At 70.8% G+C, this 19,471-nt stretch carries 16 protein-coding genes and 5 pseudogenes; 14 read left to right on the top strand and 7 right to left on the bottom strand.

Annotated elements, in window-relative coordinates; translation table 11 throughout:
• Window positions 1–75: 75 nt before the first annotated feature.
• From ACZ7EG_RS26000 to ACZ7EG_RS25985, 4 genes are all read right to left on the bottom strand, one after another.
• Window positions 76–1,443 carry a Fic family protein gene (locus ACZ7EG_RS26000; protein WP_471083453.1) on the bottom strand — a complete coding sequence of 456 codons (1,368 nt, stop codon included), beginning with the start codon at window positions 1,441–1,443 and terminating at the stop codon, window positions 76–78.
• 112 nt (window positions 1,444–1,555) lie between these two features.
• Window positions 1,556–2,350: a restriction endonuclease gene (locus tag ACZ7EG_RS25995; RefSeq protein WP_471083450.1), complete on the bottom strand. Its 795-nt coding sequence runs from the start codon at window positions 2,348–2,350 to the stop codon at window positions 1,556–1,558.
• Between the two features lie 939 nt (window positions 2,351–3,289).
• Complete coding sequence (locus tag ACZ7EG_RS25990; protein ID WP_471083447.1) at window positions 3,290–3,817, bottom strand: DUF4232 domain-containing protein; 528 nt, start codon at window positions 3,815–3,817, stop codon at window positions 3,290–3,292.
• A gap of 224 nt (window positions 3,818–4,041) precedes the next feature.
• On the bottom strand, window positions 4,042–5,025 hold the full coding sequence (locus tag ACZ7EG_RS25985) for a helix-turn-helix transcriptional regulator (protein WP_471083444.1): 984 nt from the start codon (window positions 5,023–5,025) through the stop codon (window positions 4,042–4,044).
• A 136-nt stretch (window positions 5,026–5,161) separates the two neighbouring features.
• Here ACZ7EG_RS25985 and ACZ7EG_RS25980 point away from each other — a divergent pair, with 136 nt between their 5' ends.
• The 8 genes and pseudogenes from ACZ7EG_RS25980 to ACZ7EG_RS25945 all read left to right on the top strand — a co-directional run bounded on the left by ACZ7EG_RS25980 (window position 5,162) and on the right by ACZ7EG_RS25945 (window position 9,613).
• Window positions 5,162–5,557, top strand: a complete 396-nt coding sequence (locus ACZ7EG_RS25980; protein WP_471083441.1) for a RidA family protein — start codon at window positions 5,162–5,164, stop codon at window positions 5,555–5,557.
• 63 nt (window positions 5,558–5,620) lie between these two features.
• Window positions 5,621–6,109, top strand: coding sequence for a DUF488 family protein, N3 subclade (locus ACZ7EG_RS25975; protein ID WP_471083438.1), 489 nt, complete (start codon window positions 5,621–5,623; stop codon window positions 6,107–6,109).
• A 422-nt stretch (window positions 6,110–6,531) separates the two neighbouring features.
• Entirely contained in the window at window positions 6,532–6,828 is a 297-nt protein-coding gene (locus ACZ7EG_RS25970; RefSeq protein ID WP_471083435.1) for a hypothetical protein, read from the top strand.
• A 163-nt stretch (window positions 6,829–6,991) separates the two neighbouring features.
• A pseudogene (locus tag ACZ7EG_RS25965) lies at window positions 6,992–7,280 on the top strand (MarR family winged helix-turn-helix transcriptional regulator); the annotation flags it as partial.
• 72 nt (window positions 7,281–7,352) lie between these two features.
• Window positions 7,353–7,604, top strand: coding sequence for a hypothetical protein (locus tag ACZ7EG_RS25960; protein ID WP_471083432.1), 252 nt, complete (start codon window positions 7,353–7,355; stop codon window positions 7,602–7,604).
• A gap of 98 nt (window positions 7,605–7,702) precedes the next feature.
• The gene (locus ACZ7EG_RS25955; protein WP_471083430.1) at window positions 7,703–8,410 is read left to right on the top strand and encodes a hypothetical protein; all 708 of its coding nucleotides are present in this window, start codon (window positions 7,703–7,705) and stop codon (window positions 8,408–8,410) included.
• A gap of 164 nt (window positions 8,411–8,574) precedes the next feature.
• A complete protein-coding gene (locus ACZ7EG_RS25950) occupies window positions 8,575–9,018 on the top strand; it encodes a hypothetical protein (protein WP_471083427.1) in 444 nt (147 codons plus the stop codon).
• A 301-nt stretch (window positions 9,019–9,319) separates the two neighbouring features.
• Entirely contained in the window at window positions 9,320–9,613 is a 294-nt protein-coding gene (locus ACZ7EG_RS25945; protein ID WP_471083424.1) for a hypothetical protein, read from the top strand.
• A gap of 33 nt (window positions 9,614–9,646) precedes the next feature.
• Here the strand turns inward: ACZ7EG_RS25945 and ACZ7EG_RS25940 are convergent.
• Window positions 9,647–10,221 (bottom strand): annotated as a pseudogene (locus ACZ7EG_RS25940) (dihydrofolate reductase family protein).
• Between the two features lie 242 nt (window positions 10,222–10,463).
• Between ACZ7EG_RS25940 and ACZ7EG_RS25935 the strand changes: the two are divergent.
• Both ACZ7EG_RS25935 and ACZ7EG_RS25930 read left to right on the top strand, forming a co-directional pair.
• Window positions 10,464–10,541: pseudogene (locus ACZ7EG_RS25935) on the top strand (peptidase E); the annotation flags it as partial.
• Window positions 10,542–10,699: 158 nt separating this feature from the next.
• Window positions 10,700–11,461, top strand: coding sequence for a ZIP family metal transporter (locus tag ACZ7EG_RS25930; RefSeq protein WP_471083422.1), 762 nt, complete (start codon window positions 10,700–10,702; stop codon window positions 11,459–11,461).
• 69 nt (window positions 11,462–11,530) lie between these two features.
• On the opposite strand, the pseudogene ACZ7EG_RS25925 reads toward ACZ7EG_RS25930, so the two are convergent.
• Window positions 11,531–12,101 (bottom strand): annotated as a pseudogene (locus ACZ7EG_RS25925) (NAD(P)-dependent oxidoreductase); the annotation flags it as partial.
• Between ACZ7EG_RS25925 and ACZ7EG_RS25920 the strand changes: the two are divergent.
• Window positions 12,099–12,206 (top strand): annotated as a pseudogene (locus ACZ7EG_RS25920) (TetR/AcrR family transcriptional regulator); the annotation flags it as partial. The pseudogenes ACZ7EG_RS25925 and ACZ7EG_RS25920 overlap by 3 nt on opposite strands.
• Window positions 12,207–12,361: 155 nt before the next feature.
• Here ACZ7EG_RS25920 and ACZ7EG_RS25915 read toward each other — a convergent pair.
• Entirely contained in the window at window positions 12,362–12,895 is a 534-nt protein-coding gene (locus tag ACZ7EG_RS25915; protein ID WP_471083419.1) for a GNAT family N-acetyltransferase, read from the bottom strand.
• Window positions 12,896–13,419: 524 nt separating this feature from the next.
• Between ACZ7EG_RS25915 and ACZ7EG_RS25910 the strand changes: the two genes are divergently transcribed.
• The 3 genes from ACZ7EG_RS25910 to ACZ7EG_RS25900 all read left to right on the top strand — a co-directional run bounded on the left by ACZ7EG_RS25910 (window position 13,420) and on the right by ACZ7EG_RS25900 (window position 19,395).
• The gene (locus ACZ7EG_RS25910) at window positions 13,420–14,832 is read left to right on the top strand and encodes an MFS transporter (RefSeq protein WP_471083416.1); all 1,413 of its coding nucleotides are present in this window, start codon (window positions 13,420–13,422) and stop codon (window positions 14,830–14,832) included.
• 166 nt (window positions 14,833–14,998) lie between these two features.
• Window positions 14,999–17,080: a SpoIIE family protein phosphatase gene (locus ACZ7EG_RS25905; RefSeq protein ID WP_471083413.1), complete on the top strand. Its 2,082-nt coding sequence runs from the start codon at window positions 14,999–15,001 to the stop codon at window positions 17,078–17,080.
• A 164-nt stretch (window positions 17,081–17,244) separates the two neighbouring features.
• Window positions 17,245–19,395 (top strand): SpoIIE family protein phosphatase, encoded by a 2,151-nt coding sequence (locus tag ACZ7EG_RS25900; protein ID WP_471083410.1) that lies wholly within the window; start codon window positions 17,245–17,247, stop codon window positions 19,393–19,395.
• Window positions 19,396–19,471: the final 76 nt, after the last annotated feature.

The following is a 19,471-nucleotide window of genomic DNA, read 5'->3' as shown; positions in this document are numbered from 1 at the left end:
GCTCCTTCTCCACAGGGTGTTGAACGACATCCCATTACCCCGCCGAGCCCGGATTACCGCCGGATCGCAAGGCACTCAATCGAGTGAGACGGCACGGCGCCGGGTCTCGGTGATGTGGAGGTCGATGTACGAGGCCAGGGTGAGCGCGTCCTGGGGTTCGTCCGCCTCGAAGGAGACGCGGCGCAGCAGGATGACATCGTCGAGGGCGATGCCTTCGCGGGCGAGGACGAAGAGCAGGGTGAGGAAGGCGCAGCGGGCGTTGCCGTCGTCGAAGGGGTGGAAGAAGCAGACGTCGAGGTAGGCGCGGGCGGCGCGAGCAGTCAGGGGGAGGGGCCGGTCGGCGTCGCGTGCGCTCTCGGACAGGCAGGCATCCAGTCGGCCCTGGATGCCGGGGGTGATGCCGTAGCGTTCCCGGCCGCCCTTCGCGAAGGCGGGCCGGCTGCGCAACGACGGTGGCTGCGGGGTGTCCAGGACGTGCTGCTGCCAGCGCTGCAGCAGTGCGAAGTCGAGGCGGGCGTCGCGCGCGGCGTCGGCCCGCAGCAGTTCCAGGGCGGCGAGCAGGCCGCGGGCCCGGGCCGGCTCCAGGGCACCGTCGAAGCCGCGGATGTCCTCTGCCGCGCCGTCGCGATGAGGGGTCACCGGTCCGCTCACGCCACTGTCCCGGGCCTGCTGCCACGGCACGCCCTCACGCACCGCGAGCCAGCGCTCGAGGTGGTCCGGCAGCGGCTCGGCGGATTGCGCGCGGTCGGCCGGGCGCAGGGACCGCGCGAGCCGCTCCGCGACATCGTCGACCAGTGCGTGGTCAGGACCGGTCCAGCTCTCGAAACGTCCGCCGATCGCGCGGTCGACCAGCTCCTCGGCGACGTCGGCCGCGACGTTCCAGCGGTCGAGGAACCAGGTGAGTACCTGCCGGCAGTGCCCGTGCCAGCCGCTGCCGCACCCGGTGCGGTCGGTCACCTGAAGGATCAGGTTGCGGGCCGCCCGGTCCCACAGGATCCGGTCGTCCTCGACGGTGTGCAGGTCCAGCGGGTACGCCTCGATCCATCCGGCGAGACTTTCGAGCCATGCACGCCATTCACACAGCGCCGCGACCACCCGGGTGAGCGTTTCCTCGGGGGTGGTGATCGAGTCGCGCGGGCAGCACCAGTGCCCGACCGGTCCGCCGTCGAAGTCCCCTTCGTCGTGCGACCAGCGCCAGCCCGCTGCCCAGCGGCCGTAGTGCTCCACCAGGGCATGCGACATGGCATCGGCCCACAGCGTGGCCTCGTCCCGGTCCCAGGTGCTCATCGCCGGGTCGGCGAAGGGAACATCCGGCCGACGTGGCACACACCGGGCCGGACCGAGGGAGTGAACGACCCGTGCCGCCGACGCCGCGTCGAAGGGGTGGCGGGTGGGGTCCACCTCGTCCCAGCTCAGAAACCCGGGGGCCAGCGCAGGTATCACCGCGCCAGCCTGCCACACCCGTCCCGGGGGCGATCAAGCGAATTGCCCAGAGCCGCGCCCGGCCTCGGTGTGTGCGGGCAAGGAGCCCGCCCAGCCCGCCGGTCCGCCCCGCTCAGATCCCGGCTCCGGCGGTCTCCCACCCTGCTTCCCCACCTTCCGGGGTGGCCTCCCAGGGGCGCGGACCGGTGCCGTCCGTCCATGCCTCCAGGGCCTCCCGGTTCACGCACACGATTCCGCACTGTTCGGCGTACTCGACCGCCGGCGCCGTGAAGTCGCTCGTGCAGACCAGCGCGGCGACATCGGCCTCGTGCACGGTGAAGCAGGTGCCGCCGAAGCGCTGCAGATCCTGGGACCCGACCCGATGCGACGCGCCGTAGTGCTTGCACTGGATGACGACCCGGCGCCCGTCGGGTGTCAGGGCCAGGACGTCGGCACCCAAGTCCCCGGCGCCTCCCACTACTTCGACCTCGGTGCAGCCGTCGCGTTCGCAGAGTCCGGCGATCGCCTCCTCGAACTCCTCCGGCGTCAGGGCGTCGTGGTCGACGATAAGGGCGTCGGTGTCGGTGTCGGCAGGAGCGGGGGCGGACGCCCGCCGCGTGGGGGCCGCGGGGGCTTCCAGCACTTCGGCCGCTTCCCTGGCCGCCTCGTCGAGCGCTGCCGCAGCCCGGCGCGCCACTCCCGCCAAGCGCCAGCGGCGCCGCAGGCCGAGGCAGCCCGCGACGGTTATCGCGACCAGCACGAACACCCAGGCGGGACGCCGCTCGACGGCGCCCGCCGTCACCCGAACGGCGAGTCCCAGGACACTCAGGAGCACGGCGAGAAACACGAAGAACAGGGCCGTCGACCGAAGGTCGAATCCATAGCGGCGCCGCTTCACAAACGGCGCACGACGCACAGGCGTTGTCATGACATCCCCCCTCATGGGAGCCCCGTCACGGGGCCGACAGCAAGATCACCCCCACCGCCTTCCCAAGATCACCACGTTCATGAGGGCGCCGGCGTCGACACCGGCACCACAGCAAGAGAAACGGAGCAGCGTGAACGGGCCTTGCGATGTGGGGGATTGCCGCGGCAGGCCCGCAACGGAAGCAGCGAGATAGGGTTGTCCGTATGGGAAACGCACGTGCGACCGGTCCGACGGGCTTCAGATAGCCCGCCAGGAGACGCCTGGCGGTCGCTGCGATCGGAGTCCCGTGACACGCACCGCCCACCATCTGCCCCCTTCACTCGGCCGGAGTGCACACGACTGCCCGTCAGGAGCCCCCTGGCGTTCGGTGGTTCGCTACGGCCTGAGGTACAGCGCACGCAGCTTCACCGATGCGGCGCGCGAGTCCCGAAGGCCTCAACCTCGCCTTGTCCGCCGCACGGTGGAGGTCTACTCGTTCGCTCGGCGTCGGAGGGACCGCTCCATCGCCGAGTGGTCCGCACTGGAGGAACGCCGGGCGCGGCAGCGGCTGCGAACCCAGGTGGGGACGATGATGGGGCTGGTGCATGCCGGCGCCGACGAATTGGCCCTCGAAGCCGCGGACTCGGTGGACATCCCGCCGGCGCGTCATCGGCGCAGCTCGCTCTGGCACGCATAGCCGCCGCCACACGGCGGCCCCGGAGGCAGCCGCGTCCTACTGGTGACCGAACCGGCCGGGGCCCTCGATGCCGCCACGGCCGGTTCCGCCTTCCGGTCGACGGTTCACGCCACGCTGCGGATGGACCACGCCCCCGGTGTTCAGCGGCCTTCGCCGATCCGCGGCTCGGCACGCGATGTTGCGGTTCCGGCAAGCCCCGTGCGGTCGAAGGCGAGCCGAACCCCCGGCCGACGGTGTCCGTCTGCCGGGGGTTCGGCTCGGCGTCAGTTCGAGAAGGGAACGGCGTCGGCGGGATCGGCGTGCCAGTTGGTGGCGATGGGCCGGTCGACCGTGGCCGTTTCCGGAAGGGTGAGGGTGACTGCGTTGGTCTCGTCGCCGGCGACGGACAGGTGCAGGAAGTCGAACTGCTTGCCGTGATCGCCGTTCGTGGTCTTGGGGTTGATGCCGGCGTACGCGGCGGTGGAGCCGGACAGGGTGACCCGGTCGCTGACGCTGTGCTCGGCCGGCGCCACCTCGCTGTCGGCGGAGGAGCCGAAGGAGGCGGAGGGCAAGACGCCTTCCAGGTAACAGGTGATGCCGGACTTGGCCTTGGCGGTGACGAGGAAGTAGCCGCCCGCCTGCGTCTTCAGGCTGACCTTGAAGCTCAGGTCCTTGGTTGCACAGGCCCGCACGGCGTTGCTCCGGCTGTCGGTCGTGGCCTCGGCCGTGGTGGTCGCGGTGGCGGTGACGGCCACTGCGGCGACCGCGGCCAGGGCGAGGCGGGCGGAGGGGGCGGCAAAGCGCGAACGCATCGAGTTCTCCATGGTGCGAAGTGGGTTGTCCAGCGGGCTGCTTGGACGGCCTCAGCCTGTTTCGTGTTTCGTCCCGTCCGCCACAACACGCGGTCGGTTCGGGACGCTGGAACGCTGGAACGCGTGCTGACCAGCACAGACGCCGACAGCCTGGAACGGTGTACCGGGATACGGAGGGTGTGTAGAGGCGGCCTTCGACCACCGAGCAGGCCGAAAGCCGGCAGTCACCTGTCGATGTCAGGCGGGTCTGCGTAGTGGGTCGACATCGCGACGGCCCGGTCGCGCAGGGAGGCGCGCAACGCCATCGGGGCCAGGGCTTCCGCGTCCGTGCCGAGCTGCCACAGCGCCCACTCGGCGTGTCGAAGGTCCTCGAACGTCACCTCCAGCCGCGACCAGCCGTCGGCATCGCGTTCTGCGGCGCGCACGGCTACCGCACTGCTCAGCAGCTCCTCTCGCCGCTCCGGGAGCACCCGCACCCGCACCGCAATGTGATCAGTGGACAAGAACCGCGCACAGCGTTCCCGCCAGATCCGGTCCAGATCGACCTGACGTGGGCGCTGTGCCGGTTCGGGCAGCTCTTCGGCGGTCAGCACCCGCGACAGCCGGTAGGTGCGGTCCGCGCCGGATCTCGTGGCCAGCAGATAACTCCGGTCGCGCACGGTGACCAGGCCGATCGGATCCACCGTGCGCCACTGCGGCGTCCGGTCCGTGGCCGCGTAGTGGATGCGCAGCTTGTGCCCGGTGAGCACCGCGCGCCGGATCTCGCTCATTGTCGTGCCGGGCACGTCCTCCGCGACCAGCCGACGTGAGAGCAGATCGGTCTCCGGCTCCACGAGAAGGCGCCGGGCTGCGTCGTTCGCGGTGGCCCGGTGGCTCTCGGGCAGTGCGTCAGCCACTTTGCGCAGCGCCGAAGCGAGCGCCGGACCGAGACCGAACGCCTGCTCGCCGCGCCCCGATCCGGCGGTCAGCAGCGCAAGGGCCTCGTCGTGGTTCAGCCCGGTGAGCTCGGTCCGGAAACCGGGCAACAGCGCGAACCCGCCGCGCCGTCCGCGTTCGGCGTAGACCGGAACGCCGGCCGCGGACAGCGCCTCGATGTCGCGCAGCACGGTACGGGTGGACACCTCCAACTCGCGGGCCAGCGTCTCGGCGGTCAACCGACCGCGCTGACGCAGCAGCAGCACCAGCGATACCAGCCGATCAGCGCGCATTCGGAAACCGTATCGAATACATGACCGAGGGTGTCGTGATTTGTCGGCAAGCTCATGAGTGCCGACCTCGGCGAGGGCGGCTACCGCCCCGAGGGGCGCACGTGATCCCCGTGACTCGAACGGAGCTGATGTGGGAATGGAACGAACAGCGGTCAACCCGGTGACGTGGTCGATGGCGATGGGGTTCAACCAGGGCGAGATCGTCTCGGGTCACACCCGGACCCTCTACTGCTCCGGCCAGACCGCGATGAGCGGTGACGGCGAGCCCCGCCATGACGGGGACATGGCCGCGCAGCTGGCGTTGAGTCTCGACAACGTGGAAGCCGTGCTCGGCGAGGCCGGCATGTCCCTCGCGAACCTCGTCCGGCTCAACGTCTACACCACCGACGTCGATCTGCTGCTCCCGCACTACGGCGTGCTGGCCTCGCGGCTGGGCGCCGCCGGAGTGGCACCGACCACGACGCTGCTCGGAGTGACACGGTTGGCCGTCCCCGGCCAGATGGTCGAACTCGAGGGGACCGCTGTCGCGTGACGCGACTCGCCGCCTCGGCTGCTCGTGCCGGGCGAACCGGCACGAGCAGCAGGCAGATGGGTGATGTCGATGCTCAGAATGGTGACGATCGGCGTCTACGGCTTCGACGGCGAGTCCTTCCTGCGACGGCTGCGGCACGCTGACGTCCGTCTGCTGCTCGACGTCCGTCAGCGCCGCGGTGTGCGCGGAGCCGAGTACGCCTGGGCTAACTCGCTTCGGCTGCAGGCGGCCCTCGCCCACGCCCGGATCGCCTACGAGCATCACCCCGAACTCGCCCCGACCACCGAACTCCGCCGGCTCCAGTACGCCGAGGACGACCGCCGAGGGGTCGGCAAGCGTTCGCGGCACGAGCTTGCCGCCGAGTACACCCGCCGCTACCTCACCGAGATCCTCGACCGCGCCGACCTCACCCCGATCGTGTCGGCGCTGCCGGGCACGGGAACAGCGGCGTTGTTCTGTGTCGAGCGCTGCCCTGAGGCCTGCCACCGCTCGTTGATCGCCCAGCGGTTGGCCGAGCGGCACGGCGTCACGATCGTGTACCTGCTCCCGTGAAGGGGGCGAGCCCGATGCCCGGCACAGTCGCTACTCGCCCTCAGCCCATGGGCCGGTGATCTTCATGAACAAGGTGAGCGTGTCCCGCGACTGCTTCATCCGCCGCTTGCCGATGCGCCCCTCCCACTCCCTCTCCACGTCGGCGACCTCACAGGCTCGTGGCGCGACCAGAGCGCGCTGCGGGGAGCCGGATCACCGTTGTGCAGTGCAAGCTCCGCCTCGTAGGGGGCGGTCTCGACCCACTCCAGAAATTCGTCACGATCGGTCTACGCTCATCATGGCCTCGGCGTCCGAGAGGCCCGCGCGCAGCGCCGTGGCCGGGGAGGAGGGTGCGCGTGTGGGGGTGGGCTTGGGCGGTGCGACCGGTGGCAGCCAGGGGCTCCACGGTCCGCGTTGTCAGTGGTGGCTGAGAGGCTGAACGGATGAACGGCGACGAGCAACTGCTGCGCGGCCGGGTCTACGGCCATGACCACGACGACCCCGATCCGGGCCCGCGCTCCGGGCGGACCTATGCCCAGCTCATCGGAGGGCCGCTGGACGGGCTGCTGCTGGACGTCACGGGCTGGACGCCGGACGAGATCGGTGTGGGGGCCGCCCTGCCCACCGAGCTCGGGCAGTTCCCCGGCGGCCGCGCACTCTACGACCCCGGCCCCGGCGCACCGCGCGCACCGGGCCCCGGAGTGACGTGCCGCTTCCACTACCGCGGGGACGCTCCTTGACCGCTCCCGACCACGGCGGGCCGACAGGGCCGGCGTGCATCCATCACAGAGGTGCCCGTCTGCGGTCCACCGGGTGAGGGCGAGAGAGGCCGCCGGCGCACCGCCTTGCAGGGGGCCTGGCTGGACGAGCGTGTCACAGCGGTGAAGTCAGGCGTGGCCGCGGCCGGCCAGTCAGGCGGAGTTGAGCGGGCGCTCCGGCATCTACCGCAGCGACCTGGTGGGAGTGCTGAACGAACTGGCCGAGCGTGACCTCGTCAAGCTCGCCGGACCCCGGCGACCGGCGCCGCAACGTCATCACGATCTCCGCGCAGGGCCGCCGCCACCTACGGCGGCTCGACAAGGTCCTGGACGACCCCCACGACGAACTCCTCGGACCGCTGGGTCCGGCCGAACGCGACCACTTCGTGCAGCTGCTCACCCGCCTTCTGGACCACCACACCCGATCCTCCTGAGGCCCGGCCCATCGGCCATGGCCCGGGGTGCGTAAAGGACCGTCGCCGGACGGGACGCCGCCGGACCAGGAGATGCAGTGGCCGGGTACCGAGCTGCAGCGGTCCCAGTGGTTCGCCGAAACTCAGCAGTCCACGATCGAACGGCGCTCGACGACGAGCGCGCGCGACTACGTCGGGCACCTCTCCACCATCTTGGCCTATCTCGTCCTGCCGGCCTCGGAGCGAGAGCAGGTGTTCAGCCGGATCATGCGGGTTCTTCCGGACCGGGTCGAGATCACCGCTGACATCACCGTCCATCTCGCGCGTCGGCGCTACGAGGACTGAACAGGACCGCACGTCGTCGGGGTCCGCGGATGCGGGCCGGGGACTGATAGCCTGCGACCTTCGCCGGTCACCCGGTCGGAGTACCTCGGCAGGTTGCCATGTCTCGCCACCAGCAGCAGCTCATGACAGCGCTCGACGCCCTGGATGGCGCCTTCGCCTCGGAAGAGCCCTTCACCGTCTCCGGGTGCACGCACTGCTACGGCGCGGAGGATCTGGCCGAACTCTCCGGTCCGCTCGACCTGATATCCGACGACCTGGTGTCCGCCGTCGCAGCAGAGGTCCCCAGCCACTGGGACGACTTCCCGCGTCTCTACCGCCGCCTCACCCCACGCATCATCCGCGCCGCAGTCACCGGCCGGCTCCACGTCGACGAGAACCTCATCGCCTCACGCCTGCGCGAAGCGGGCGGGACCACCTGGGACGCGCCCCTGGCGCAGGCACTGCACGAGGTCTGGTCCACCTGGTGGCGAGCCACCCTGCACACCAGCCCGAGTCCCGTCTCCGTCAGGAAGACCCTCAGCCTCATCACCGTCGCCACGGGCACCCTGCGCCCCTGGCTGGACACATGGACCGCCACCCGCACCCCGGCCGCCGACTCACAACTGGCCGACTTCGTCGACGACGTGTTGACCGAGTACGAGATCACCGATCTGCACATGGGCTTCTACGACGAGTACGACGCCTCCACGGAGCTGCTGAACTGGCTCCTGAACGACGTGCGCGACCGCGCCGACGACGCTCGTCTCGATGACCCGTACCTCCTCGAACACCATGGGGCAAGCACGCGTCCCGACCAGGCAGGATGAGGTCGGCACATTCGCTGTGAACATGGATGGTCTTGGGAGGCATGCTGGTGTGCACTGTGGATCACGAGGCCGCAGCGGTGACCGCGACAGCGGCTCTGACGGCGGCCCACCCACATCTGACGCAGGGGGCTGCTCGGCATCCGGCACTGGAAGGGTGCGAGGACGTGGAGTGGTCGTCCATTCCTGGCTGCCCGGTCGACGTCCCGGTCGTCCTGCGCGGGCTGCTCGATCCAGACGCGGCCGAGATGGCCGAACGAGCACTGGACTGGCTCGTGATGTCGGGACCGATGTCCATCAGTGCCACGATGCCGGCGGTCGTCCCGTACCTGCTGCGACTGGCCGCCGATCCATCGACTCCGCGCCGCAACGAGCTGTTCGGGCTCGTGCTCGTGGCCGCCGCCCTGTCCGCACCGACCGATACGGACAGCCCGTGGGATGTGGCGGTCAGCGGCCCTGAGGAGGACCACCCCGAACGAGCCCTGTGCCGAGCGGCATTTGTCGCCGACGCGGCATGGGTGCGGCGTCTCCTGGCCGACGACGAACTGCTGGCCGACCTTCACTTGGGCGAGGACGAACGGGCCTTGCTGATCCAGGCGGCCGGACTGTGACGCGCGGAGCGACCCGGGCAGGGCCTCAACCCGACCCGTGCTGCGAGTGCCCGATCACTCCCCGGGATCGGGCAACTCGTCCCACGCCCACGACTCCAGGCGCCGGGACAGCTCCGTCTTGCCGATGCCGCCACCACCGCAGAAGGACATGACGCCCGGCCCTCCATGGCAACCCCTGACCACGGCCCACCCGCCGACAGGTCAGGAGGGAATCCATCCGATCCGAGCTCGATGTCGCCCTCGGGGATGCGCGTGTGACCGAGGGCTGATAGGCGGCGCGGATCGGGGTACCTGCGTCGGCATGGCTTCGGAAACTGATCACGCTGAGTCCGTACGAGCCCTGCGGCAGCTGCGTCGGATGCGCACCTTCTACACCGGGGGAGCCCTCCTGTGGGCCGCTTCGGCCGCATCGGTGGGATGGGCCGACCCGGGAAGCAGGCAGATGTGGGTGTCGGTGGCGCTCCTGGTGGTGTTCGCCTCTTTGCTGGCCATGACGTCCCTGTGGCTGAGGCGCCGGCAGGCGGAGCAGACGGACGAGCCCGTACACCACGCCGCTCCGCGCAGGACGGCGTGGCGTCGCCACGCCAGCGCCTGAGGCAGGCCGCCGGGGCTACCGCCGCATGAGGTGTCAATGCAGCGTGGGGCGGTAGACCAGCTCCTGGATGTGACCGTCGAGCGTGCGGTGCTCGATCAGCTCCAGGTCGAAGTCCGCCGCGTCCCGGAAGACCGGGTCCAGCCCGGTCCGGCCGGTGATGACGGGGAACAGCGTCACCTGCAAGCGGTCGACCAGGCCGGCGGCCATCAACGCCCGGTTCAACGACAGGCTGCCGTGCGAACGCAGCGGCACATCGGACTCCTCCTTCAACCGGGCGACGACGTCGACGGCATCACCGTCGGCGACGGTCGCGTCCGGCCAGTCGAGGGGGCCTTCGAGCGTCGTCGACACCACCGTCGTCGGCAGGTTCCTCATCCGCGTCACCCAGGGGTCTCGCACGTCGGACCCTCGGTGCTCGTGGCCAGCATCTGCACGAAGGCCCGATAGGTGTTGGCCCCGTAGACCATCCGCTGCTCCTCGCTGTACTGGGCGAGGCGATGGTCGAGCAGCTCAGGCCCTTGCTTGCCCCAGTAGCCGGTCCAGTCGGCGCCGGCGGCGCCGTAGCCGTCGAGGCTGGAGAAGACGTCGAAGGTGTAGGTGGCGGCCATGTCGATCTCCTTGCGAGCGGTTGACCGGTGTGAGGACGAACCGGTGATCTCTTTCTCCGGGTGTGTTGCGGCGACCGTTGCACCCATGGACCCGGCGCGCTCGCAGAACTCATCGCTGTGACCACTACACGTGGTCCCCAACCCCTCGAACGGCGGAAGACACCCGGAGCATGCGGCAGGTACACGGCGAGCACCACAATCCGGTTGCCGAGGGCTCCTCGCCCCACGGCACGGTGCGCGTGGCCGAGGGCGCGCACACCGACTCCTTCGGCCCGCTGACATTCCTGCGGGACGGACTGGGCTTCCTGCCTGGGGCGATAGATACAGGGGGTTGGGGGCCACGGGGCCGGTGAGCGGGTGCTGCCGTGCCGGGTGCTCGACGGTTCCGGCTGACGCGTAGCGGGGGTGTGTTGCCGCTCGGCCGAGGAATCGGCTCGGCCGTACGTGCCGATCACACTCTCGTGGGTACACGCGCGGCATGTCCGAGGTGATCCAAGCAGGTGGTTGGGGGTTGCTGGCAGGAAGCGCTCTCCTGCTGGGAGCGGTGATCGGCTACGGGATGCGCGTGTCGCAGAAGGTCATCGCGCTGGTGATGGCCTTCGGTGCCGGCGTGCTCCTCTCGGCCGTCTCCTTCGAACTGGTCGGCGAGGCCTACGAACAGGGCGGGCTGGGCCCGGCGGCTGTGGGGACACTGGCCGGAGCCGCGGCCTACACGGGAGGCAATCTCTGGCTGGCCGGCCGAGGCGCTCGTCATCGCAAGCGGTCGGGCCATCACACGGACCAGACGCAGCCGTCCGAGGAACAACAGAGCGGCTCGGGCCTGGCGCTGGCGCTTGGCGCGCTGCTGGACGGAGTGCCCGAGTCGGCGGTTATCGGCGTCAGTCTGCTCAACGGCGGGGCGGTCAGCCTCGTGACCGTAGCGGCCGTGTTCATCAGCAACATCCCGGAAGGTCTGTCCAGCTCGGCCGGAATGAGGAAGTCCGGACGCGGCAAGGGATACGTCTTCGCCGTGTGGGGCGCCATCGCGGTCGCGAGCACCGTGTCCGCCGTCCTCGGGTACGCCGTCCTGGGCGGCTTCTCGTCCACGGTGATCGCGGGGGTGACGGCCGTGGCCGCCGGTGCGATCCTGGCCATGATCGCCGACACCATGATCCCCGAGGCGTTCCAGGAGGCTCAGCTGGCGATCGGGCTGGTCACGGTCAGCGGCTTCCTGGTCTCCTTCGCGCTGTCCCACGCCTGACGTCACCTCCTCGAACGGCTCGCGGGTGCGGGTATGGTCCTCGACGGCCCTCCCCGCCACCATGGGTGCCACGCATGCGAGTCGGGCCTCCAAGGCGCGCAGGACGGCCACCATGTCCTCATCGCCATGGCCCTGCTGGACGGTCTCGTCGTACAGGGCGTGACACACGTCGAGGAGCGGGGACGTCAGGTCTGCCGTGCGGGCGGCCTCGGCGATCAGGCGGTTGTTCTTCAGGACGTCAGCGGCGGCCGCCTGGACGGAGAAGTCGCGCTCCAGCAGCTTCGGCGCCTTGCCCCGGGAGACGGCACTGGCCATGGGCCGGGGTCCAGGACGTCCCGAGGAGATGCTGGTCGAGCCCGTGCCGCTCGGCGAAATGGAACGCCTCGGCAAGACCCGTGACCAGGGTGATCAGGAACGGGTTCACCGAGAATTTCAGCAGCAGCGCGCCCGGGACGGCTCCGCACGCGAACGTCTCACGGCACATCGGAGTGAGCAGGGGCCGCACGGTCGCCACGGCGTCGTCGTCGCCCGCCGGCATCCCCACCAGTTCGCCCCGCTCGGCGGGGACACGGCTACCGGAGAGCGGGGCCTCGACGTAACGCCCGCCCGCGGCCCGGACGTCTTCCTGGAGACCGTGGGAGAGGGGGCGATCCTCATCGCCCGCGCCGAGCAGGACGTCCGGGCGCTGACGATCGTGGCCCGGGAGCTGGGCCCTCTGCTCGATGCGGCCGTGCGCACCCGCTGACGGCCGCGAGTCCGACCGCAGTTGGTGACGTGCTCGCCGAACCACATGCCGTCCGGCCGTCCGTACCAGTCGACGCCCCGCCCCTTGGCGCCCGGAGCCGGGTGTGTGCCCGGTCGTCGCCGACGCCCCGGCGTGGGTCGAGCCGGTCGCGGGTTCTATCCCTGGTACTGCGTGAGGTCGATGCCGTACACCGCGAGGTCGTGATCGTGGTCGGGATGCAGCGCGGCTCCCTCCATCTGCATGCCGAGCTTGTCGAGTACGTTCGCGGAAGCTCTGTCGCCGGCGCGGCAGACGGCCACCACCCGGTCGAGGCCGCGGTCCTGCACGGCGAACTCCAAGGTGGCGTGCGCCGCTTCGGAGGCGTATCCCTGCCCCCAGAACACCCGCCCGAGCCGCCAGCTGATCGCGACCTGGCCGGCGATCTCGGCCGGCGCGTCAGCCACGGACAGGCCGACGGCGCCCGCCAGCTCACCGGATCCCAGAAGCTCGACGGCGAACACCCCGAAGCCTTCCTCGTCCCACTCCTCCTCCCAGGCCTCGATGTCCTCGGCGGTCTGTTCCAGGGAGCGTGTCGAGCCGTCGCCCATGCGTTGCATCACCACCGGATCGGCGTGGATCTCGGACAGGGGGACGAGGTCGTCGTCGAGCCATCGGCGCAGCAGGAGACGGGGTGTGCGGATCTCGGTCATGCCCCACATCCTGCCGAGGCGGCCGTACGAGCGCGAATCAGGGACCGCCCTCACCTCATGCCCGTCGTCATCGGCGGGGACGGCCCGGGTGCCGTGTCCCGCCAGGGCCGGCGCACCGGCGCCACCCGCCGGGCATCGGTCGCGAGGACCGGGGACGCATCGGACACGCGCCCAGTGCGATCAGCCCCGACGGCCGGGAAACCGGAACCCGGCCGGACACGCGACCGATGGCCACGGGCGGGCCACTACGGCAGACGCCGCCCAACCCTGCCACCACGTCGAAGGCCGCCGCCTTCCGAACCGGCCCTCCGACGGTTAGAGTTCGGGCGCAGCTGGCACCCACGAGGAGCTGAGACATGGTCGGTTTCCCGAGCGCGCGTTGACGCCGTAGGCCGTGTGACGGCCTGTCATCGCGTGCTGCCCGTGATGTTGCGGCACAGCGAGCCTTCTCCTGCCCGAAACCGCCGAAGCACCCTTCCCGTGCCCGGTGGCGGGCCTCGTTGTCGGCAACACGAGGGGTACCCATGCCGCCCGCTCCCACCGCTTCTTCTGCCGCGTCCGGTTCCGCCCGACCTGCCCCGTCCAGCCTCTGGCGGGACGCCGACTTCCGCAGACTCTGGTGGGGGCAGACAGCGTCCCAACTCGGCGAACACGCAACTCTGGTGATTCTGCCGCTCCTTGCCGTCCTGACGCTCGACGCCACTGCCGGGCAACTGGGCATCCTCCGCGCGGTGGGGCAGGCGCCGATCCTGCTGCTCTCGCTGTTCGTCGGCGCATGGGTCGACAGGTGGCGTACCCGCACGACGATGGTGCTCTCCGACGCCGGCCGGACCCTGGCTCTGGGCGCTGTCGCCCTGGCCGGCCTCGTCGGCGGGCTCGGCATGCCGGGCCTGCTCGCGCTCACCTTCGCCGTAGGGGTCCTGTCCGTGTTCTTCGACGTGGCGTACCAGGCGTCTGTGGTGCGACTGGTGGAACGCGACCGACTGGTGCGGGGCAACAGCGCCCTCGAGGGCAGCCGGTCCGCGGCGCAGACCGGCGGTCCCGCGCTCGGCGGTGCGCTGGTGTCCCTGCTGTCGGCACCCCTTGCCGCCGCCTCCGGCGCGCTGTTCTTCGCGTTGTCGTTCCTGTCGATCCGGCGTATCCGCCGAGCCGAATCGATGCCGGTGGGCCCGGAGAAGCCCCCGCGGCTCCGGCGGCGCATCCATGAGGGCCTGCGCTTCGTCGTCGGCGACACCTTCCTTCGGGCGATATGCCTGGCCTCGGCCGCGTTCCAGTTCTCGTTCGCGGCCATGATGACCGTCTACCTCTTGTTCCTGCCCCGGGAACTGCACGTGTCGGGCACCGTAGTGGGGCTGGCTCTCGCGGCGGCGGGGCCGGGTGCGCTCCTGGGCTCCCTGCTGGCCGCCCGCCTGCCGGGCCGGTTCGGTCATGGCACGGTGGCCCTGTGCGCGGCGGCCCTCGGCGATGGCGTCTTCCTGTGTGTGCCCGCGCTGGACGGCTCCTCTGCCGTCACGGTTCCCGTGCTCCTCGCCGTGGGCTTCGTGTTCGGGTCGGGCGGCCAGCTGGTGAATGTCACGCTCATGGCCGTCCGGCAGGCCGTCACCCCGGACGGGATGCAGGGCCGCGCGGCGGCGACGATCACGTGTGCGGGCATGGGGCTGACCCCGATCGGGTCCCTGGCCGGCGGATTCCTCGCGGGGGAGTGGGGGCTGCGTACCGGCCTGCTGGTCACCGCCGCAGCCATGATGCTGTCGCCCGTGGTCATGGCCCTGTCCCCGCTCGCACGCCTGGGGCGGCAGCTCCCCACCCCGCATGACGGGCTGCCGACGGCCGCCCACGCGGACGCCCGCGGCGCCACCACGGCGGCTGTGCCGTACCGGGGCACCGGACCTCACGCGCCGGACCGGCCCGAAGAGACCGACCCCGGCGGACCATGATCTCCTCGGTCGAAGCCGCGACCTGTGGAAGGCTGGATGGGTAGGAACCGACCTGCGAGCCGGACCCGGATCGTGAACGGCTGCCGACCTGCGACCGGCCGCCGTGAGCATCTGCTCGGGCAGACGGGTGCGCCGGTGAGGTCGACAGGCCTGAGGGGCGAATGTGATGAGCCGAGCGAACCAGCCTTCGGAGCAGGTGGGTGATCCGCAGGATCAGGCGTCCGACCCGAGCGGACTGATGGACCTGTTGGGTGTCGCCGCGGTACTGGTGGAGGCCGACGGCCGGATCGACATGTGGAGTCCGCAGGCGGAGGAGCTGTTCGGCTACACCGGTGACGAGGCGGTCGGGCAGAACGCGGCCGCCCTGCTGCTCCACCCCGAAGACCGGGAAGCGGGAATGGGGCTGTTCGCCGAGGTGATGGCGACCGGCCGAGGCTGGGCAGGACCGTTCCCCGTCCGGCTCAAGGACGGCAGAACCCGGACGGTTGAGTTCCGCAACATGCGGCTGACGGACAGCATCGGCGATCACTACGCGCTCGGGCTCGCCACCGACCGGGCCACGGTGCGGCAGGTGGAGCGCAATGTGGCCCTCTCCAGCCAACTGGTCACCCAGGCGCCGATCGGACTGTCCGTCCTGGACACCGAGTTGCGGTACGTGGCGGTCAACGGCGCCCTGGCCTCGATGCACGGCGTCCCCGAGGCCGACCACCTGGGCCGCCCCTTCCGGGAGATCCTGCCCGGCGCGCCCCTCACGACCGCGGAGAACCAGATGCGGGAGGTCCTGGAGACCGGCCTGCCGCTGGTGGACGAGCAGGTGGTGGGCCGGACCCGGGCCGACCCGGACCACGACCACGCCTGGGCCGTGTCGCTCTACCGGCTGGAGGACCAGAGCGGACACGTGCTGGGGATCGCCAACGTGGTGGTGGACGTCACCGACCGGTACCAGGCAGCCAGGCAGGCCGACCGGGCCCAGCAACGCCTGCGCCTGATGGCCGACGGCTCGGCGCGCATCGGGACCACCCTGGAGGTGGAGCGGACCGCCCAGGAACTGGCGGACGTCCTGGTGCCCGACCTGGCCGACATGATCGGGGTGGACATCCTGGACGCCGTCCTGCGGACGGGCCGCCCGGACCGCGGAGACGGCCCGGCGCTGTTCCGGGCGCTGGCGGTGAAGACCGCCTACCCCACCGGGGCCTCCGAGGCGATCATCGCGCCCGGTCACCTCACCACCTACCACGCGGACCATCCGGCCGCCCACTGCCTGCGCACCCGTAAACCGGTGCTGATCACCCACCTCGACAGCGGCGATCTCCGCCGTATCGCAGCGGACGACGCGGCGGCCGGACTGCTCGCACAGGCCGGTGTCCACACGGACATGGCCGTGCCCCTCATCGCCCGCGGACAGATCATCGGTGTGATGAGCCTGGCCCGTGCGCGCAATCCGCAGCCCTTCGACGAGGACGATCTCACCCTCGCCTGCGAGCTTGCGTCCTCCGCCGCGCTGAGCATCGACAACGCCGTCCTGCACCAGCACATTCGCAGCGCCGCCGAAACCCTGCAGCGCAGCCTGCTGCCCCGCCCCTCGCCACGACGCCCCGGCCTGGAGATCGCCGCCCGGTACCGGCCCGCGCAGGCCTTCAGCGAGGTCGGCGGCGACTGGTACGACATCATCCCGCTCAGCGGGGACCGGACCGCTCTGGCCGTGGGCGACGTCATGGGCAGCGGGATCCCGGCGGCCACCGCCATGGGCCGGTTGCGTACCGCGACCTCCACCCTTGCCGACCTCGACCTCGCGCCGAGCAGGATCCTCACCCATCTCGACAAGATCACACAGGGTCTGGACCCCTACATCGCCACGTGCGTGTACGCCGTCCACGATCCGCACGCCGGCCGCTTGCAGGTGGCCTGTGCCGGCCATCTGCCTCCGGTTCTGGTGCGGGCCGGCCGACGGCCCGAACTGCTCGACCTGCCCACCGGCACCCCGCTGGGAGTCGGCAGCGGTCCTTTCGAGACCTCCGCCGTCGCCATGAACCCCGGTGATCAACTCGTCCTGTACACCGACGGACTGGTCGAGACCCGTGACGACCCCATCGACAAGCGCCTGGACGAGCTTTTGCGCCTGCTGTCCCCGCCGTGCCGCTCCGCGGAGGAAACCTGCGACCGGCTGCTCCGGGAACTGCGCAATCCCGCAGACCATGACGATGTCGCGCTGCTCATCGCTCATGCACAGCCACTGACCTCGCCCTGAGTGGGGACGGGTCCCCGTGCCCGGGTGCTCGAGCAATCGCTGGTGTGTGCGAAGCGACCCCCGGTGTTATTCAATGAGGTGTGCGGTCAGGGACTCGGGGCCCCACCGCACACGGATCCGGACAAAGCCCCGCCACCCGCGTCGGGGATTGCTGAGAGACCCGCATGGACTCCACACCCTCGCCCTCGTCCTCCTCGGCATTCGAGCTGGTCAGCCGCGCTCTTGGCCGCTACATCCCGCAAGGTGGAGCGTCAGCGGCCGATGCGCGGGGCGACCGTGCCACCCGTCAGCCGGTCCCCGACCCTCCGGCGGCCGGACAACAGGAGCAGATCCTCGGCGCGGTCAACCTGGACACCGATCTGATCATCACCCGCTGCAACCTCGACGCCCCGGTGTTCGCGGGTCTGGAGGCCGGGGCCGGGAAACCGTTCGTCGATCTCCTTCCCCCGGGCGACGTACCGACGGTCACACGCAGGTTGCGACAGGTCGTGGAGAGCGGTGAGGCGCACGTCGCCCGGATTCAGCGGCTGAGGCGGTGCGACGGATCCGAGCTGGTCGTGTCGATGAGCATCCTGCCCGCCGCGTCGCCGGAGGAGGGCCTGACCGTCTCCCTGATCGCCATGGCCAGGAGGCTGCACCTCTACGCCGCCGAGACCGCGATCGGCACCTCACTGGACATCGGCGAGACCGCGCAGTCGCTGGCGGAGTCCCTGCTGGCCTGGGGAGACGTCGCCGCCGTCGACCTCGACTTCGCCGTGTGGACGGGCGAGGGAGTCACCGGAAAGACCCAAGGGCGTATCCACCTCCGGCGGGCGGCCCTGGTACCGGACCGGGTGTGGCCCGAGGGCTACATGACCCCGGGCGACGATCTTCCCGGCGACGCGAGTCGTCTGCTGGCGCAGGCGGTCCTGCGGGACGATGCCCCGCAGACCATCGTCATCCCCGACCGCCAGACGGTCGAACGGGTCTTCGGCAGCCCCCGAGTGGTACGTGCCCTGGTGCCCAGCGGCCGGTCGGCGGGCGTGGCGTGCATCCCCCTGGTCCTGGACGGCGCGCCGCCCGTCGTACTGGGCGTTGCGGAGGTGTGGCGGCGGGCGGACTGTCCCTTCCGCGACAGCGAGCTGTTCGACCTGCAAGAACTGGTGGCCAGGACCGCCCACCACGTGGACCTGGCTCGGCGGCACCAGCGCGAACACACACAAGTGCTGGCCCTGCAGCGCCGGCTCCTGCCCCGGTCCGGCGGCGACACCATCGAGATCGCCAGCGTCTACCAGCCGGCCACTCCCGACAGCGCCGGTGTCGGTGGCGACTGGGTGAACAGTTTCCCGCTGCCCGACGGCCGTACCGCGCTGGTGGTCGGTGACGTCGTCGGGCACGGCCTGGGAGCCGCCGCGACCATGGGGCAGCTGAGCATGGAGGCCCGCGCGCTGCTGTCCGCGGGGCTCGCCCCCGACCAGGTACTCGAGCACCTGGACGAGACGGTGACGCTGCTGGACGACGCGGAGTCCGGGCTGGCGGCCGGCTACAGCGCCCTGGGGTCGACCTGCTGCATCGCCCTGTACGACCCGGTGGGGCACCATGTGACGCTGTCCAGCGCCGGCCACCTCCCCCCGATCCTGGTCTCCCCGGACGGACACGCGGGGGTGCTCTCGATCCGCCCCCACCCCGGCCTGGGCGCCGAGTTCGCGCTGCGAGAGCCGTTCGACGTGTACACCGTCGGCGTACCTCCGGGGTCCGTGCTCGCCCTGTACACCGACGGGCTGGTCGAGGATCCCGCCCTCTCGATCGACGAGGGCATCGACCGGCTCACGGACGTCGTCTCCACGGTCCACCCCTGGGACGCCCTGCAGCAGACGGCACGGGACGTCGTCTCCGCACTGGCGCCGGCCCCCCAGCGCGACGACGTGACCCTGCTGCTCGCACGGATGATCGGCTACCGCAAGGGGGACACGGCGACCTGGCGGCTGCCCGCCCGCAACGATGCCCCCGCCCACGCCCGCGAGCGGGTCGCCGCGCTGCTGAGGCAGTGGGGCGCCAAGGACGACACCAAGGACAAGACGCTGCTGCTGGTCAGCGAGCTGGTCACGAACGCGGTGCGCTTCGCCACCGGTCCCGTGACGGTACGGCTCATCAGGTCCGGTCACGGCCTGCTGTGCGAGGTGGGCGACACCGGCAACGGCAGGCCACGCCTCAGGCGCGGCGACCTGCTCGACAACGGCGGTCGTGGCCTGGGCATCGTGCACCGGCTCACCACCCGGTGGGGGGTGCGGTGGACGGACAACGGGAAGGTCGTCTGGGCGGAAGTCGCGAGGTGAGACCGGCCTGGGAGAGAGCGGCGAAGGCACGACCGGCGTGCTCCCCGGCCCCGCCGGCCGAGCGGACGACGCCCTC

It is taken from the genome of Streptomyces sp. NPDC037100 (assembly GCF_055606225.1).
This window is presented reverse-complemented; position numbering and strand designations above follow the sequence as displayed.